Below are 14,559 nucleotides of genomic sequence, written 5' to 3'. Positions count from 1 at the left end.
TAATTGAAAAAAGTGTATTTATAAAGGTGCAAAAGTAAGCATTTTTTCTGAAATAGCAAACTAAAAAACTACTGCATTGCTTGGTACACCACGCGTTGTATGCGCTGACGGATGTTCTTATTCACTAATAGCTTGCTCTCCGAAGGATAAGTGCGGTTGGAGAGAAAAACAATCACAATCTCGTTCTCAGGGTCAGCCCAAGCGTAAGTGCCCGTGAACCCCGTATGCCCGAAGCTGGTCATTGGCACGCACCCACACGTAGGTCCCGCAGTGCCCAACTGAGGCTTATCAAACCCCAACCCACGGCGGTTGCCTTCTGTACAGAAATAGCAAGTGTTAAATACCTTTATAGCCTGTGGTTGCAAAAACCACTCGCCACCGTAATAGCCTTGTTGTACGTACATCTGCATCACTTTGGCTACATCGTCGGCAGTGCCAAAAAGCCCTGCGTGTCCACCCACCCCACCGAGCATTGCTGCCCCTTGGTCGTGCACGTGCCCACGCAGTATCTGATAGCGAAACGACCGATCTTCCTCACTTGGGGCTATATTTCCCTCAGAAAAACGCCTCAGGGGGTTGTAAAGCAGCTGATAGGCACCCAGCCCACGGTAAAAGTACTTCTCCACCACTTCCTCCAAAGGCTTCTTTTCTTTCTTCTCAATAAACTTCTTAAAATAATAAAACGAGAGGTCGCTGTACAAGTATTTCTTTGTGGCAATCAGTTCACTCTCGTCGATGCGTTTGTAGATACTATCAATATAGCTCTCCTTCATATAGAGGTTCTTAGCTACTTCTATGGGGAACTCTTTGCTCTGCGTAGTGCTGTAATACTCGGGCGAAGGCTTTTTGTCCTCACCGAGGGTACGCCTGTAAAACGGTATCCACGATTGCAGCCGCGCATAGTGCGAAAGCACATCCTTCATTGTCAGCTCGCCCTTATTGGTATGCCTGAGCTTGGGCAGGAGGTCTTCAAAAGTATTCACAGGCTTAAAATCGCCCTTTGTGTATAGCCGCATCAACTCTGGCAAGGTGGCAAGTATCTTAGTAAGCGACGCCAAATCGTAGAGCGTGTTGTCATTCACTTGGTTGTTAGGGTTGTAGTCCAGCGTACCGAAGTTCTTCCGATACACAATGCGCCCGTGCTTGGCTACCAATATCTGCATTCCTGGGGTCATACGCTCACGTAGCGCTTCCTTAGCGATCGTATCAATCAAACTGAGACGGAGCGAACTAAAGCCTGCATTCTCAGGCATTGAGTACCCCAGCCTACCTATCTTCTGCGTTGTGATAGAAGTACCTACAGGCAACTCAGGATGTGCCGTCACAGGCAGTACGCCTCGCCCTTCAATAGCCCCAAAGATCAGCTCTGCGGCTTTCTGCTGAGCTACTTTATGGTTCTGATAAGCAAATACAATAGCTTTTATCGGCGCCAAGTGCTTCACATCAAGCATCGCATAAGGACTGGTGAAAACACTCAGTATTACTTTCTTCTTCTTAGCGATGTACTCAAGCCAACGCAACTCATTAGCGGTAAACTTGTACCCATCCCACGGGGTCTTGTCACTCTTGTGCAGCCCTATAACGATAGTTTCATAAGGCTCGATAGCTGCATAGAGCTGTGCCTCATCCTTAGGCTCAATAAGGGCTACCTCGGCATATTTGCGTAGCGCCTTGTAGAACTCCCATCCACTGGCATTGCCAAACTTCACATAGGCAATACGACGCTTTTCCAAGGCTTTCAGCGGCAGAATGTCCTCCTTGTTCTTCCCCACTGTGAGCGCATTCTCAAACAAACTCTCAGTGAGAAGGTCATCATCCAAAGTGTGTAACCTTCCAGACAATGCCGAGGGGTCAATAGGGTTAAAAGTCGTCAGCCCCACTTTATATTTAGCCATCAGTATCTTCTTAACCGAATATGCCAGCCGCTCCTCAGTGATCTTACCATTGTTGTAAGCCTTTTTCAAAGCCTCAAAGCCCTTGGGCACATTCGAGGGCATCAGTAAGATATCGTTCCCCGCTAAGAAAGCCGCTACTTCCACCTCACCCACAGGCAGATAGTCAGCCACCCCCTTCATTCCGAGCGCATCGGTAAAGATCAGCCCCTCATAGCCGAGCTGCTTCTTGAGCAAGTCAGTAATAATCGCTGACGACAGTGATGAAGGCAGCCCCGCTTTCTTCTCCAGCGAAGGAACGTTCAAATGTGCCACCATCACGCTGGCAACCTCATCCTTTAACATCTTAAACGGGTAGAGCTCCACCTGCCCAATACGCTCAGCCGTAAAGCCAATAGTAGGCAACGTCTTATGCGAATCGGTAGCTGAGTCGCCGTGCCCAGGAAAGTGCTTAGCACTGCCCAGCACCCCCGATGCTTGCATTCCCCGCGTAAAAGCCAGCCCCTTCTGAGCTACATTCTCCTTGTCTTCACCAAAAGACCGATTGCCAATAATAGGATTGTTGGGATTGGTGTTGATATCCACGTCAGGCGCAAAATTGAACTGCATCCCGAGTGCCTTGCAGTGCGCCCCAATACGCCTCCCCGTACGCTCAATCAAGCTATTATCTTTGATAGCGCCAAGGGTCATATTCCAAGGGAAAGCATAGGTAGAGTCCAGCCGCATCGCAAGCCCCCACTCCGCATCCATAGCCATAAAGAGCGGAATGCGCGAAAGCGCCTGATACTCATTGGTGAGCCGCGCCTGACGACGAGGACCTCCCTTCGAGAAGATAATCCCTCCGATGTGGTACTTCTTGATAAAATCCTTGATCTCCTCAGCCTTCTTTGTGCCTATATGGCTGGAAAATACCGACACCATAAACAGCTGCCCAATCTTCTCATCAAGACTCATCTGGCTATATGTCTGCTCCACCCACAGCCGTTGAGCCGCAGCATCCTCGGAGGTAAGAGGTGTCTTTATTTGAGCGTTAAGCGTTTGAATAAGAAGTAGTAAGCATATTGATAAAGTTCTTTTCATATTCGTCTTAAATCTGTGTGATAAATTGCGTGCTCGCAAAACGGCTGCAAAGATAACACTTTTTGGCAAGATAACCAAAAAAAGCACACACAATCTAATCGCTCACCTGCACCTCAAGGGGCACTTTCACCTTCCCTACTCGAAAATGCGCCTGAATCGTATCCGACGGCTTCCTCTTCAAGTCGAGCTCCAATGCAGGCACCCCACCACCCGAAAGCGAGTCGATAGCCCTCAGCCCTCTGAGCATTTGCTCCAAATCAAAAGTCAATTTTCGGTTGTTCCCACTGTAAGAACCTGTCTGTTCATAACTCCATTCAAGGTAAATTTCATCAGGTAACGCACTGAAAATGCTATCGGTAGCCTGCTTCTCAAAATCATAATTGTCAAAAGAGTGCTGCGGATAGGTATGAAAATAAATGCTAAAATGATCCAATGCGCTTTCCTTCGCCCAGCTGCCCAAGCGCCAGTGATAACGCCCCGCAAAAGCCTCAGGGTGTGCCAATTTATTAGCCACGTACGCCTCCACCTGCTCATCATCAGAATCCTTGAAGAAACTCACTTGCTCAGCACTGATCTTCTTAGGAGAAAAAACCGCCAAAACTTTACGATCGAGTCGCTCAATACCACCCGTATAAGTGTAGTCCTCAGGATCCTCATCCTCAAAATGAGGATCTTCCTCCCAAGCAAGACGCGCCCCCACCGAAAGCTCCACCTCAAAAGTAGGCAACACACGCAAGTACAACGAAGCATCCCTCGGTAACGATTTCACCTCAGCACGCAAACGCGCATAAGAATAGCTCCCCCGAAAGCGATAGCACTGCCCATTGGCAAAACTCAGCCACTCCAAATGAAACACATTGGGCAAAGACCTCTCCGAACTGCCCAACCAAACTACATCATCCTCAGTTACATAAGCCCTCCTATGAAAGTAACACGGAGAGCCCATTTCAGCTTCCTGAGCCTTCTGGTAATAAGCATCACCCCCATAGAGGTATAAATCACTACCACTGCTGTTTATCAACACTATATCCCACTTATGCTTACCCCAGAATCCTCTGAAGAACAACGGATTGAGCAAAAAGAAACCCAAAACCACTATCACGCCCAGCAGCGCAATATTAAGAACCGTATAACGAGATTTTCCCCACATAACTCACTAAATAAAACCACCCCCAGAAAATAGCGCCACGAGAATTAAGTAACCTACCACCCACAGTATCCATATCGAAAAAAGAATGATAACCAGCACTTTAAGCGTTCGCCGAGAAATGCTCTCTTTGGGTGCCATACGGAAAATCACATACCAAAGCAACATCACGGTCGTATAGCCAGCAAAACCAGCAAAGTCATCGAGAGCATAATATGGAAAATAATCCGTAATATAATCGCTATCAAGCACTTGAAAAAGCAATACCCCTACTACCACCGACAGCCCCACAGCGAGCCATAGCTGTGCCCCTTCATCTACCTGAGTAGCCTTAACTCCCTCTATTTGATCCTTTTCCATTGCATATCATTAGTTTAAAAAGAAAGGCATTTCACTTCTACCTCTGCTTCAAAACTGATAATAAGTTCATTACAGGAGATAGAAGTGTAGAAAACCTATGGTATCTCACCTAAGAAAGTATAATTCTCATTAGCAAACTTCATAATTTCCCGATGATTTCCTATAAATTCATCAGATATTCTAAACAAGGGAAAATTACTCCTATAAAATACAGCATAATGATAAGTAACTCCCTTTAAATAGAAACTACCTGTGTAAAAACCTTGTATTTGTATCTTAGGATAACGCAATTTACTCCTACCCCAAAAATCTAACAATGTAATTCCATCTTTCTCTATCCGTATTCTTGTCATTTTTTCTCTAAATACCACGAAAAAAGATAACATAAGTGAACAAATCGCAAAAAGAAAGAAAAAAAACACCCACAGCTTCCCCTCATAAGAGGATTGTATGAAAAGGACAAGTAAAAAGACTACTGAAGCCAAAATTTGAATATGAACTGTCCAAGAATATTCACTCTGTACATAAGTAGTACTGTTTTTCTCCTTTTCCATCACTACATCGAAATGTTAGCTCCACTGGCTGATCCTATACCTACAACTTCATCATAAAGTGCTCCTGGTGCGCGATAGTAAACAAGTATGAGATAAACATTCTCCGTTTGGTAGAAGTTCCCACCTATTTCATTAAAATCTATACTTTTTTTGTCCTTTGTAGCAAATTTATAATTATAAAAACCCTGTTTCAGAAGTACTTTACCTTTAAAAATACCATCTTTTTCATCATAAGTGAGTTTATACTCATCTTTTAGCTCATAATTTGAAAATTTTCCATATACATACACTTCTTTTCCCCACAAAGAAGATTTCCCTTCAAGCGAAAAGTGTACCCAAGTATAGTCAGCCTCGTTGCTGGCATTTTGTCCATTGAGTGTGTTGATGAGAAAATCGCCGTTGATGTCAGGAAAATAGGTATACACACTCGTAGCTCTACTCTGATTAGTAAATAAAAAACTATTGACAAGCTTCGCACGCTCTAACCTATAAACGCCTGCCGTTGCTGTATGTATATCTTTGCTATCAAAGTTAAAATACTCATTTCCTCCCCAGAACGAACTCTCTTTATCGTAGCGATACGACAAATCTACACCCGTAATATATTGCGGTTTGAGGTTATTTATCGCATTATCCCAGCGATAATTCTGCAATATAGATACTTTTACGGCAACTTTGGGATTATCCAACCTGAAATCCTTCTGATTTATAGAAAAATGCACCGTCTGTTTAGTATCGAAGTATTGCAAATCGCGCATACGCTTTACTTCTGCACTCACTCCAACCTTAGGAGTATAAATTACGAAGCGCCGAGAAAATAATTCTGTACCATAACTATCCGTTATCGATAGTAAATAGTTTCCAGAAAGTGTAATACGAGTAAGTTCATTAGGAAAAGTTACTCTATAGTGAGAATAAAGCTGCAAAGTACCATAAGAATTACTCTCTGGCTGAATAGGTTGTCCATCTAACCCTTTGAGATAATCGCTTTTCAATAGTTGAGAAGGCGTCCAGTCAGCATTACAATGTGTAATTTTATAGTAATACGTCTGTTCATCTCCTCCTAAATCATCAAATTGTAGACTAAATGACTCATTTTTTCGTACAATTGGGAATTGATTTTTTTCATTCCCATCAGCTTTAAAGATAATTGTCTTAATAAACTCAGGAGGCGACTTCTCTACGAGCACCTGTGCTGAAATATTTATAGGTAACCACAATATAAGATATAAAAAATACTTCATATCATTTCATTTTAGTAAGATAATCATAAATAATATGGGTAGGTAGCCCCACTACATTATTATAAGAACCCTCAATAGAGGCTACTACTGCTGCCCCAATAAAGCCTTGAATGGCATACGCTCCTGCCCAATCAGTTACGATGTAAGTGCGCAAGTACCAATCGATTAGTACCTCACTAATAGGGTTAAATGTAACGCGACTGATGCAATGTGCCACCGTTTGGCTTTCTTTGGTAGTGAAGCACACTGATGTGATCACTTCGTGGGTTTTTCCCGATAGAGATCGCAGCATTTCGGCTCCCTCACCGATATTTTTAGGCTTGCCAAAAGCCTTTCCTTCGTGCCAAACGATGGTGTCTGCGGTAATCACAAGGGTATCATCTTCAATGTCCTCTGCATAAGGTTGAGCCTTTAGCTTTGCCAAATAATCGGTGATTTCCTCTCGTTGTAGATGGCTCGGATACACCTCTTCAACGGGGCGTACCTCCACATCAAACCCTATAATGAGTTCACTGAGAAGCTCTTTCCTTCGTGGCGAGGCTGAGGCTAAAATAATATTCTTTATCACAGTCCACTAATTTTTGCAAAAGTATAAAATAAAACGGAATACAAGCCCCTTTATCAAAAAAAATCAATAAGAAGTCACACCCCTAAGCCTTTATTCCAATTGTGTATAGCGTTTCTTACCTTTTATAAAATACGCCCAAACCACTGATTTTAAGGCGTAATACTGTTGCAAAAGCTCCTTAGGTCGCTTCCTCTTGAAGTGAAAAAAACGACCATAAAAAGCCCAATGCGCCCGCACTATAGCCCACATAAAAGATGGCTTTCCTTGAAAAAGAAAACGAACCCCCGCCACCCCGTCAAGCAACATACGCAACAAAAGTGTAGTATACAAACCTCGTGAAGGTAAATTCTTTAACAACATAAAAAGACTATTACGAAAGTTGAGAAACGTCTTTGTTGTACTCTGCGACGAAAGTGTTGCCCCCCCTACGTGCCATACGCTACTCTCCCCACAGCAAAGAACCTTCTTGCCCAAGTGATGTGCCCGCCAACAAAGGTCAATCTCCTCCTGATGAGCAAAGAAATCTTCATCAAAACCAGCAAGCTGCCAGAAGACTTCCGAACGAATAAAAAAGCACGCCCCTGAAGCCCAAAAAATAGGTATATCACTGTCATACTGACCGTTATCCTCTTCAACAACATCAAACACCCGTCCGCGACAATAGGGGTAACCATACTTATCAATAAAGCCCCCAGCAGCCCCAGCATATTCAAAACGCTCAGGAGCTTTCTCATCGAGGATCTTAGGTTGTACAATAGCCACATCCTGCCGCTCAAACAGCTCTTTGATCGGAGAAAGCCACCCCTCCCCTACCCTTACATCTGAGTTGAGCAAGCAGTACACATCCGCTTCAACAGACTTTAAACCAACATTGTAGCCCTTAGCATAACCTTCGTTGGTAGCATTCTCAATAATCCTCACCGTCGGAAAATTCTCCCTCAGAAACCCCACACTGTTGTCAGTTGAAGCATTATCTACTACATAAATGTCGTATTCAGGTGAAAAAAGCACTACTGAGGGCAGAAATTGCTGTAAGAGCGCCCGCCCATTCCAATTCAATATTACAATGGCAAAAGTCATATAAAAGATTTATAATGAGGAAGATCCTCTATAAAACAATACTGATTCTTCTCATAGTCTACCTTACAAAAATAGTGTTGTATCCCGTTGCTCACCATCAGATAAGGCGCCTTGAGCGCTAAGTTGTAACGCGCTATTTGGTCAAACGGAGCCTGACGGATCCGTATCGAAGGCGCCTTGCACTCCACCACGAGATGCACCCGCCCCTCAGGAGTAAAAACCACCACGTCATAGCGCTTGGTCAGCCCTCCCACTACCAACTCCTTTTCCACATTCATCAATGAGAGAGGATACCCCTTTTCCTCCGCTAAAAAACGGATAATATGCTGTCGCACCCACTCCTCAGGCTGCAAAGCTACGAATTTCTTACGGATAGGGTCAAAAATAAACCGCTTACTATCAATCTCTTGTATACGAAATGTATAGTTTTTAAAATTTAATCGATCCATTGTGCAAAAGTACACATTTTTTTCATAACTTTGCCGCTATGAACGAAGTAAAAAATATCATCGCCAATATTAAGAAAGGAGTTATCGCACCTATCTACTTTTTGATGGGTGAAGAGCCTTACTTTATTGATACTGTCGCTAACTATATTGAGAATCATCTACTTACAGATGACCAAAAAGGCTTTGACCAGAGCGTCCTCTATGGGCAGGATGTCAATATAGCTACGATTATTGACTATGCACGCCGATTCCCTATGATTGCTGAGCGTCAGGTGATTATCATCAAAGAAGCACAAAACCTCAAAAGCACTATTGATAGCCTCGTCCCTTACGTTGAAAATGTCACATCAACTACTGTACTCGTATTCTGTTACAAATACGAAACCCTCGATAAACGCAAAAAACTCAGTAAAGCCTTAGAAAAAAACAAAGAATGCGTAGTACTTGAAAGTAAAAAACTCTATGAAAATCAGGTGATGAGCTGGATCCCTACCCTATTGCAGAAAAAAGGATTTACAATACAACAAAAGGCAACACAAATGTTGGTTGATTTCTTAGGTAATGACCTAACTCGCATCCAAAACGAGGTCAATAAGCTCGCTTTGGTAGTCCCCGCTAAAAGCGAAATAACCCCCGAACTCATTGAAAGAAATATAGGTATTAGCAAGGAATTCAATAACTTCGAATTGAAGAACGCCATCGCCGTACGCGATGACTTTAAGGCTGTGCGGATCCTCAAACACTTTGCAGATAACCCTAAGGACAACCCTTTAGTGGTAACCCTTAGCGTGCTTTACACTTTCTTCCAGCAGCTGCTCGCCTTCCACGGACTGACAGACCAAAGTGATAAAAATGTAGCTGCAACATTGAAAATCAATCCATACTTTGTAAAAGACCTACGGGCAGGCGCCCAGAACTACCCAATGAAGAAAGTAAGTGCTATCATTGAGGGCATACGTAAAGTAGATGTAAAAAGTAAAGGGGTCGGCGCAAACCTTCCCCCTGCTGATCTCGTAAAAGAACTCATTACTTGTATTCTTCGATAAAAGCCTCTACTTGAGCCTTTAATGTCGTCCAAAGTTTATTTTGGGCGTAATCGCTTGCCCAAGCGCTATGCGGTGTGTACCACACCCGCGGATGAGTGCACAGCTTCAACAGTGGATCATCTGTCAAAGGCGGCTCATTCTCAAAAACATCTGCTGCAAAGCCCAAGATCTTATCCGCCATTAGCGCATTGTAAATCGCCTGTGAATCTACCACTCCACCACGTGCTACATTTACAATCACTGCTTTCTTTCCTAACTTAGCAATAAAATGATCATCAACCAAGTGATGTGTTTCAGATGTCAATGGGCAGTTCAGCGAGATAATGTCACTCTGCGATAGTACCGTGTCAAAGTCTGTGTAATCGCTGTTGCGTGGGGTAGCCCCTTGACGTTCAGCCCAAAGCACCTTCATTCCAAAAGCCTTAGCCCTATCAGTGATGGCACGACCAATGCTTCCTACCCCTATAATCCCTAAGGTGCTGGTGTGTAGGTCAAAAACCGTAGGTTCCGTAAGGCAAAAACGCCCATCGCGCTGCCAAGTGCCATCCTCCACCGCTTGGTGATAAGGCTTCAGCCCACGCATCACCGCAAGCAGCAACATAAAGAAGTGCTCAGCAACACTCTCTGTTGAGTAGCCCGCAACATTCTTCACCTCAATCCCCAAAGACTCAGCAGCCTTCAGATCAACGTTGTCCATACCCGTAGCAGTAAGCTGAATGAGCTTCAAATCAGGAAGTTGTTGAAGTATATCCGCTGTGAGTTTTACCTTATTAACAATCGCAATCTCATACCCTCGAAGACGCTCAACTACCTGTGAGGCGGGCGTACTTTCATACACCATCCACTGGCTGATCCCCATAGGTTTGGTGAGTTCAACAGCACGAGAAAGCGTATTTCTATCTAAAAATACAGCTTTCATAGGCTTAAAATTTATTATAGTTCTGTTATATACATATCCCAGCAGGAAGAATATCTCTGCAATCCTTATTGCGCTTGAAGAAGGCAATCGCAGCATTGCAGACAGGCACAACTCTGTATTTCTTTTCAGCTACCAAAGCTATCACACCCTTGAAAAAATCGTCGATTGTAGCCTCATCCGCCGATTCTGGTATGGAGGTTTTGGTGAAAAATATCTTTCGCTCCTGTATGGCATACTCTACGTAAGCCTTTTCCCCATTGAGCTTTGCCTGATACTGACGGGCAAATTCACTGTTAATTACTTCCATCTTTATTACTTTTTTAGTTAGAATATCTTTTATTACGCAAAATAGTTGTACTTTTACCCCCTAAATAAGCCTCCGTCATTTTCGGGTGCAAAGATATGAAAAAAAATTAAAATGTCAATGGAGAAAAGTCAAAAAAATAAAAAACACATTTATCTGATGCCTGGAATGGCTGCCAGTTCACGTATCTTCGAGAGGCTGCATCTACCTGATAATTACATACTTCACCCTTTAGAATGGATTGAACCTCACAAGAGAGAAAGTCTACCTGACTATGCAGGTCGCATCGCTAAAGAAATAAAACACAACACCCCTATACTGCTCGGTGTATCCTTCGGGGCAATCATAGTACAAGAAATTGCAAAACTTATAGACTACGACAGAATTGTTGTTATATCAAGTGTGAAAAGCGAGCACGAACTCCCTAAAAAGATGCTATTAGCACGCTACACCTACTTGCATAGGCTCCTACCTGTAAGCATTATCAACCATCTGAGTTTTTGGAGACGATTTGCCCCCACCAAAGCACTGCGCAAACGCATTTGGCTTTATCAGCAATACCTTGGTTTGCACTCAAAAAAGTACCTTCGTTGGGGGATTGATCGCATAGTAAAATGGAAACAAAAAAGCCCTCTACCACGCACGCTGCACATCCACGGTGATAAGGATATTGTATTCCCTATCAAATACATAGATGCACCTATGGTGGTACAGGGTGGCACTCATATTATGGTTATAACTCGTTATAGATGGCTCAACGAGCATCTACCAAAGCTTCTTGAGCTTACCAACGGATAATAACACTTCCCCAAGTGAAACCACTACCAAAAGCAGCTAATACTACTAAATCACCATTTTTAATACGTCCTTGTTGTACTGCTTCTGTAAGAGCAATAGGCACTGAGGCAGCTGTGGTATTACCATACTTCATAATATTGTTGAACACCTGATTATCTGTAAGTTTGAACTGGTGTTGTACAAATTGTGAAATGCGCAAATTAGCCTGATGGGGGATCAGTACATCAATATCTTCACGGCTAAGCCCATTGGCTTTAAGCCCCTCCTCAATCACCTCAGCAAAACGCACTACAGCATTTTTAAACACAAACTGACCATTCATATAAGGATAGTACGACACATCGTCTGGATCATTCTCTTTCAGGAGCTCTGTCACCCATTTCGTACCTACTCCTGGGGTAATCATCGCTAATTCTTCAGCATATTCCCCTTGGCTATGCAAGTGCGTAGAGAGGATGCCGACCTGCTCATTATCAGACCTTGACACAATAGCTGCTCCAGCTCCATCGCCAAAGATAACAGCCACACCGCGCCCACGTGTAGTCATATCCAAGGCTGGTGATTGTGTTTCTGCCCCGATGACTAAAATATTGTTGTACATCCCTGTTTTGATGTATTGATCGGCTACTGAGAGAGCGTAAATGAAGCCTGAGCACTGGTTGCGGATGTCAAGCGCTCCAACGGTTTTCAAGCCTAATTCTTTCTGTACCAACACACCACACCCTGGAAAATAATAGTCGGGGCTGAGTGTCGCAAAAATGACAAAATCGATATCATCTTTACTGATTTGAGCCGCCTCAATAGCTTTAAGACTGGCTTTTACTCCCATCGAAGTAGTGGTATCTCCGCCTTTGATCGCGTGACGGCGCTCTTTAATCCCCGTGCGCTCAGTGATCCAAGTGTCGTTGGTATCCATCAACTTTGAAAGGTCGTCATTAGTAACTACATTCTCAGGCACATAGAAGCCTAATCCTTTGATTTTTGAACGATATAACATATTTGTTGTATTATAGTGTTGTTTCTTGTTGTATTATATTCTTACTTCTAAGAGATCAATTCCTTTGGTTTTTACCACTAATTTGTTGCAAGAAGCAGGAAAGAGAACTGTCTCTCCTTGGCGGATAGGCAAAGCTACCTCACCGTCAGAAATAGTTCCTTCGCCCTTGACACACATATAGATATGGAAAGAATCATCAGCGGAGAGGTCTTTGCTAAAATCCTTCGTGAGCGGTAGATAATCAGTGATGAAATAGGGACAATGGACGAGTGGATTCGTTACGTCTTCGTTGTCGGTGTACCTCACTTTGTAATCATTTCTATAAGTGTAGTCGATGGCATCGAGAGCGAGTTCAGTATGCAATTCGCGCAGATTACCATTCTTATCGCGGCGATTGAAGTCGTATACACGGTAGGTAATGTCGCTCGTTTGTTGTATTTCAGCAATGATAATACCTTTGCCAATGGCGTGGATAGTTCCCGTCTTGATAAAGAAAGTATCACCTGCTTTTACCTCCTCATAATTAAGCAGTTCTGTGAGTTTCCCACTATTGAGAGCCTCTTGATATTGTGCTTTAGTTACCTCTTTATTGAAGCCTACAATGAGGTGTGCATCAGGATCTGCTTGTAGTACATACCACATTTCAGTCTTCCCAAATGAGTTATGTCGTTTTTTAGCAAGCTCATCATTAGGGTGCACCTGAATGGATAAATCCTCACGTGCGTCAATAAACTTAATCAAAATGGGAAAGTCAGTTCCAAAAGCCTTGTGGACGTGCTTTCCGAGGAGTTCATTAGGGTATTGCTCGATCAATTCTTGGAGAGATTGCCCTGTAAATTTGCCGTTAGCGACAACAGAAATGTCGCCTTTTACAGCAGAAACTTCCCAACTTTCACCAGTAATATCAGTTGTAATAGGTTTGTTAAACAGTGTTTTGAGCTTGGTACCGCCCCAAATACGCTCTTTTAAAATAGGTTGAAACTTTAATGGATACATTTTTTGTAGTTTTGGCTCATCCCTTTTCCGTTGGGTATGAGGCTGTTATTATTTCGGGGCAAAGGTAGGTAATTTTGTTGGAAATCACAAGTAATAAGCGTTTTTTTTATTTATTGACTTGTATCACAAGCGATTATACCTTATTATAGTAATTAGTGAGCTTCAATGCCACTGTATCACCAAAGGAAGTTGTACTTTTCACCTGATAGCCATCGGCGTAAGGCAAAATGCTCAGTGTGAGGGTCAACTCTGGGTTCTCGTAAGGGTTGATTAGTGCCATAAACTTCACATTAACGGTTTTGTAAAGAAAGAGTTTGTGAGCGGTAATACTTTCAACTATGTTCTTAATAATCTGTAACATACACACCCCTGGAGTGATGGGTTTGTCAGGAAAATGTCCTTTAAAAATAGGGTGTGCAGCATTGAGTGTGAGCTCACAGATGTAGTCATTCTCAGTGGTTGGTTGTAAACTATTAAGTGTGTAAAAATCGTCTAACATATTCATTATTGTAAGGGGTTAAGTGTAATTTGAATGTCCAATGTGTGGTGATCTACAGTTATAGTTTTATGCTTTGCGTCACCATCAAAAGGACTGTAAATGAAGGTAGTATAGGGTTTCTCTCTATGGAGATTGAGCTGTGTGAAGGTGTTTTTGTTGTCATCTTTAAAAATGTAGACAACATTTTTGCCGTCATTGCATTGCCACGCCTGTACCCCTTCATTGTTGTAAGCCTTCAATACCGTAAAAGAAGGAGTAAGTAGACTTTCAAAGTCATTAAAGAGTGTCTTGACCACAATCTTATGATTGAGTGCTTCTTGTATAGAGTTGATTTTTCGTTTGTTATCCTCTAAAGAGAGGTCGAGCAATGTATTGCCAAAATCGGTAGTGAGGGCGGTGCGCCAGCTGTGCTCCCCTGCGATTTTTATTACTAATAAGCCCCCGAATTGGTGTCCGTAGGCTTTTATAGAAGCGCGGTAGAGGTACTCCTCCCCTACTCTAAACTGTGGATTATCAACAGTTTGAATATTTTCGCTTACAAGGGTATAAGTCTGAGGAAGCTCATAAATCGTACCACAGCTTACGAGCAACATAAATGTAGTATATAGAAGGATTTTCTTCATTGC

General features: G+C 43.0%; 16 protein-coding genes. 2 read left to right on the top strand and 14 right to left on the bottom strand.

What is annotated here, in order from left to right; translation table 11 throughout:
* Positions 1–68 precede the first annotated feature (68 nt).
* The 8 genes from AXF12_RS04285 to AXF12_RS04250 all read right to left on the bottom strand — a co-directional run bounded on the left by AXF12_RS04285 (position 69) and on the right by AXF12_RS04250 (position 8,374).
* A complete protein-coding gene (locus AXF12_RS04285) occupies positions 69–2,972 on the bottom strand; it encodes a glycoside hydrolase family 3 N-terminal domain-containing protein (RefSeq protein WP_066428616.1) in 2,904 nt (967 codons plus the stop codon).
* A gap of 94 nt (positions 2,973–3,066) precedes the next feature.
* The gene (locus AXF12_RS04280) at positions 3,067–4,122 is read right to left on the bottom strand and encodes a hypothetical protein (protein WP_066428614.1); all 1,056 of its coding nucleotides are present in this window, start codon (positions 4,120–4,122) and stop codon (positions 3,067–3,069) included.
* Positions 4,123–4,128: 6 nt separating this feature from the next.
* The gene (locus tag AXF12_RS04275) at positions 4,129–4,479 is read right to left on the bottom strand and encodes a hypothetical protein (protein WP_066428612.1); all 351 of its coding nucleotides are present in this window, start codon (positions 4,477–4,479) and stop codon (positions 4,129–4,131) included.
* A 95-nt stretch (positions 4,480–4,574) separates the two neighbouring features.
* Positions 4,575–5,033 carry a hypothetical protein gene (locus AXF12_RS04270; RefSeq protein WP_066428611.1) on the bottom strand — a complete coding sequence of 153 codons (459 nt, stop codon included), beginning with the start codon at positions 5,031–5,033 and terminating at the stop codon, positions 4,575–4,577.
* A gap of 2 nt (positions 5,034–5,035) precedes the next feature.
* The gene (locus AXF12_RS04265) at positions 5,036–6,277 is read right to left on the bottom strand and encodes a type IX secretion system plug protein (protein WP_066428609.1); all 1,242 of its coding nucleotides are present in this window, start codon (positions 6,275–6,277) and stop codon (positions 5,036–5,038) included.
* Between the two features lies 1 nt (position 6,278).
* On the bottom strand, positions 6,279–6,842 hold the full coding sequence (locus AXF12_RS04260; protein ID WP_066431764.1) for a Maf family nucleotide pyrophosphatase: 564 nt from the start codon (positions 6,840–6,842) through the stop codon (positions 6,279–6,281).
* 93 nt (positions 6,843–6,935) lie between these two features.
* Positions 6,936–7,925 carry a glycosyltransferase family 2 protein gene (locus tag AXF12_RS04255; protein WP_066428607.1) on the bottom strand — a complete coding sequence of 330 codons (990 nt, stop codon included), beginning with the start codon at positions 7,923–7,925 and terminating at the stop codon, positions 6,936–6,938.
* A complete protein-coding gene (locus tag AXF12_RS04250) occupies positions 7,922–8,374 on the bottom strand; it encodes a type I restriction enzyme HsdR N-terminal domain-containing protein (RefSeq protein ID WP_066428606.1) in 453 nt (150 codons plus the stop codon). The genes AXF12_RS04255 and AXF12_RS04250 overlap by 4 nt, the downstream gene beginning before the upstream one ends.
* A 38-nt stretch (positions 8,375–8,412) precedes the next feature.
* On the opposite strand from AXF12_RS04250, the gene holA reads away from it, so the two are divergent.
* Complete coding sequence (gene holA / locus AXF12_RS04245) at positions 8,413–9,420, top strand: DNA polymerase III subunit delta (RefSeq protein ID WP_066428604.1); 1,008 nt, start codon at positions 8,413–8,415, stop codon at positions 9,418–9,420.
* On the opposite strand, the gene AXF12_RS04240 is transcribed toward holA, so the two are convergent.
* On the bottom strand, positions 9,401–10,339 hold the full coding sequence (locus tag AXF12_RS04240) for a D-2-hydroxyacid dehydrogenase (RefSeq protein ID WP_066428601.1): 939 nt from the start codon (positions 10,337–10,339) through the stop codon (positions 9,401–9,403). The genes holA and AXF12_RS04240 overlap by 20 nt on opposite strands.
* Positions 10,340–10,364: 25 nt before the next feature.
* Positions 10,365–10,646 (bottom strand): GNAT family N-acetyltransferase, encoded by a 282-nt coding sequence (locus AXF12_RS04235; protein ID WP_066428599.1) that lies wholly within the window; start codon positions 10,644–10,646, stop codon positions 10,365–10,367.
* A gap of 117 nt (positions 10,647–10,763) precedes the next feature.
* Here AXF12_RS04235 and AXF12_RS04230 point away from each other — a divergent pair, with 117 nt between their 5' ends.
* Positions 10,764–11,441, top strand: coding sequence for an alpha/beta hydrolase (locus AXF12_RS04230; RefSeq protein WP_066428597.1), 678 nt, complete (start codon positions 10,764–10,766; stop codon positions 11,439–11,441).
* Here AXF12_RS04230 and AXF12_RS04225 read toward each other — a convergent pair.
* From AXF12_RS04225 to lolB2, 4 genes are all read right to left on the bottom strand, one after another.
* The gene (locus AXF12_RS04225) at positions 11,428–12,438 is read right to left on the bottom strand and encodes a 3-oxoacyl-ACP synthase III family protein (RefSeq protein ID WP_066428594.1); all 1,011 of its coding nucleotides are present in this window, start codon (positions 12,436–12,438) and stop codon (positions 11,428–11,430) included. The genes AXF12_RS04230 and AXF12_RS04225 overlap by 14 nt on opposite strands.
* Before the next feature lie 33 nt (positions 12,439–12,471).
* A complete protein-coding gene (locus tag AXF12_RS04220; protein WP_066428593.1) occupies positions 12,472–13,434 on the bottom strand; it encodes a type I phosphomannose isomerase catalytic subunit in 963 nt (320 codons plus the stop codon).
* Between the two features lie 133 nt (positions 13,435–13,567).
* Entirely contained in the window at positions 13,568–13,933 is a 366-nt protein-coding gene (locus AXF12_RS04215; protein ID WP_066431762.1) for an ApeI family dehydratase, read from the bottom strand.
* 5 nt (positions 13,934–13,938) lie between these two features.
* The gene (gene lolB2, locus AXF12_RS04210; RefSeq protein ID WP_066428591.1) at positions 13,939–14,556 is read right to left on the bottom strand and encodes a flexirubin biosynthesis protein LolB2; all 618 of its coding nucleotides are present in this window, start codon (positions 14,554–14,556) and stop codon (positions 13,939–13,941) included.
* Positions 14,557–14,559: the final 3 nt, after the last annotated feature.

The organism is Capnocytophaga haemolytica, from assembly GCF_001553545.1.
Lineage (GTDB): Bacteria > Bacteroidota > Bacteroidia > Flavobacteriales > Flavobacteriaceae > Capnocytophaga > Capnocytophaga haemolytica.
Note: the sequence above shows the minus strand (reverse complement) of the source record. Positions and strands in the feature narration are given on the sequence as shown.

Coding starts and splice junctions, on each gene's coding strand:
- AXF12_RS04270 (WP_066428611.1), bottom strand. CDS start 5,033: ATGGAAAAGGAGAAAAACAGTACTACTTATGTACAGAGTGAATATTCT.
- AXF12_RS04285 (WP_066428616.1), bottom strand. CDS start 2,972: ATGAAAAGAACTTTATCAATATGCTTACTACTTCTTATTCAAACGCTT.
- AXF12_RS04230 (WP_066428597.1), top strand. CDS start 10,764: ATGGAGAAAAGTCAAAAAAATAAAAAACACATTTATCTGATGCCTGGA.
- AXF12_RS04280 (WP_066428614.1), bottom strand. CDS start 4,122: ATGTGGGGAAAATCTCGTTATACGGTTCTTAATATTGCGCTGCTGGGC.
- holA (WP_066428604.1), top strand. CDS start 8,413: ATGAACGAAGTAAAAAATATCATCGCCAATATTAAGAAAGGAGTTATC.
- AXF12_RS04225 (WP_066428594.1), bottom strand. CDS start 12,438: ATGTTATATCGTTCAAAAATCAAAGGATTAGGCTTCTATGTGCCTGAG.
- AXF12_RS04255 (WP_066428607.1), bottom strand. CDS start 7,925: ATGACTTTTGCCATTGTAATATTGAATTGGAATGGGCGGGCGCTCTTA.
- AXF12_RS04215 (WP_066431762.1), bottom strand. CDS start 13,933: ATGTTAGACGATTTTTACACACTTAATAGTTTACAACCAACCACTGAG.
- AXF12_RS04275 (WP_066428612.1), bottom strand. CDS start 4,479: ATGGAAAAGGATCAAATAGAGGGAGTTAAGGCTACTCAGGTAGATGAA.
- AXF12_RS04235 (WP_066428599.1), bottom strand. CDS start 10,646: ATGGAAGTAATTAACAGTGAATTTGCCCGTCAGTATCAGGCAAAGCTC.
- AXF12_RS04265 (WP_066428609.1), bottom strand. CDS start 6,277: ATGAAGTATTTTTTATATCTTATATTGTGGTTACCTATAAATATTTCA.
- AXF12_RS04240 (WP_066428601.1), bottom strand. CDS start 10,339: ATGAAAGCTGTATTTTTAGATAGAAATACGCTTTCTCGTGCTGTTGAA.
- AXF12_RS04220 (WP_066428593.1), bottom strand. CDS start 13,434: ATGTATCCATTAAAGTTTCAACCTATTTTAAAAGAGCGTATTTGGGGC.
- AXF12_RS04250 (WP_066428606.1), bottom strand. CDS start 8,374: ATGGATCGATTAAATTTTAAAAACTATACATTTCGTATACAAGAGATT.
- lolB2 (WP_066428591.1), bottom strand. CDS start 14,556: ATGAAGAAAATCCTTCTATATACTACATTTATGTTGCTCGTAAGCTGT.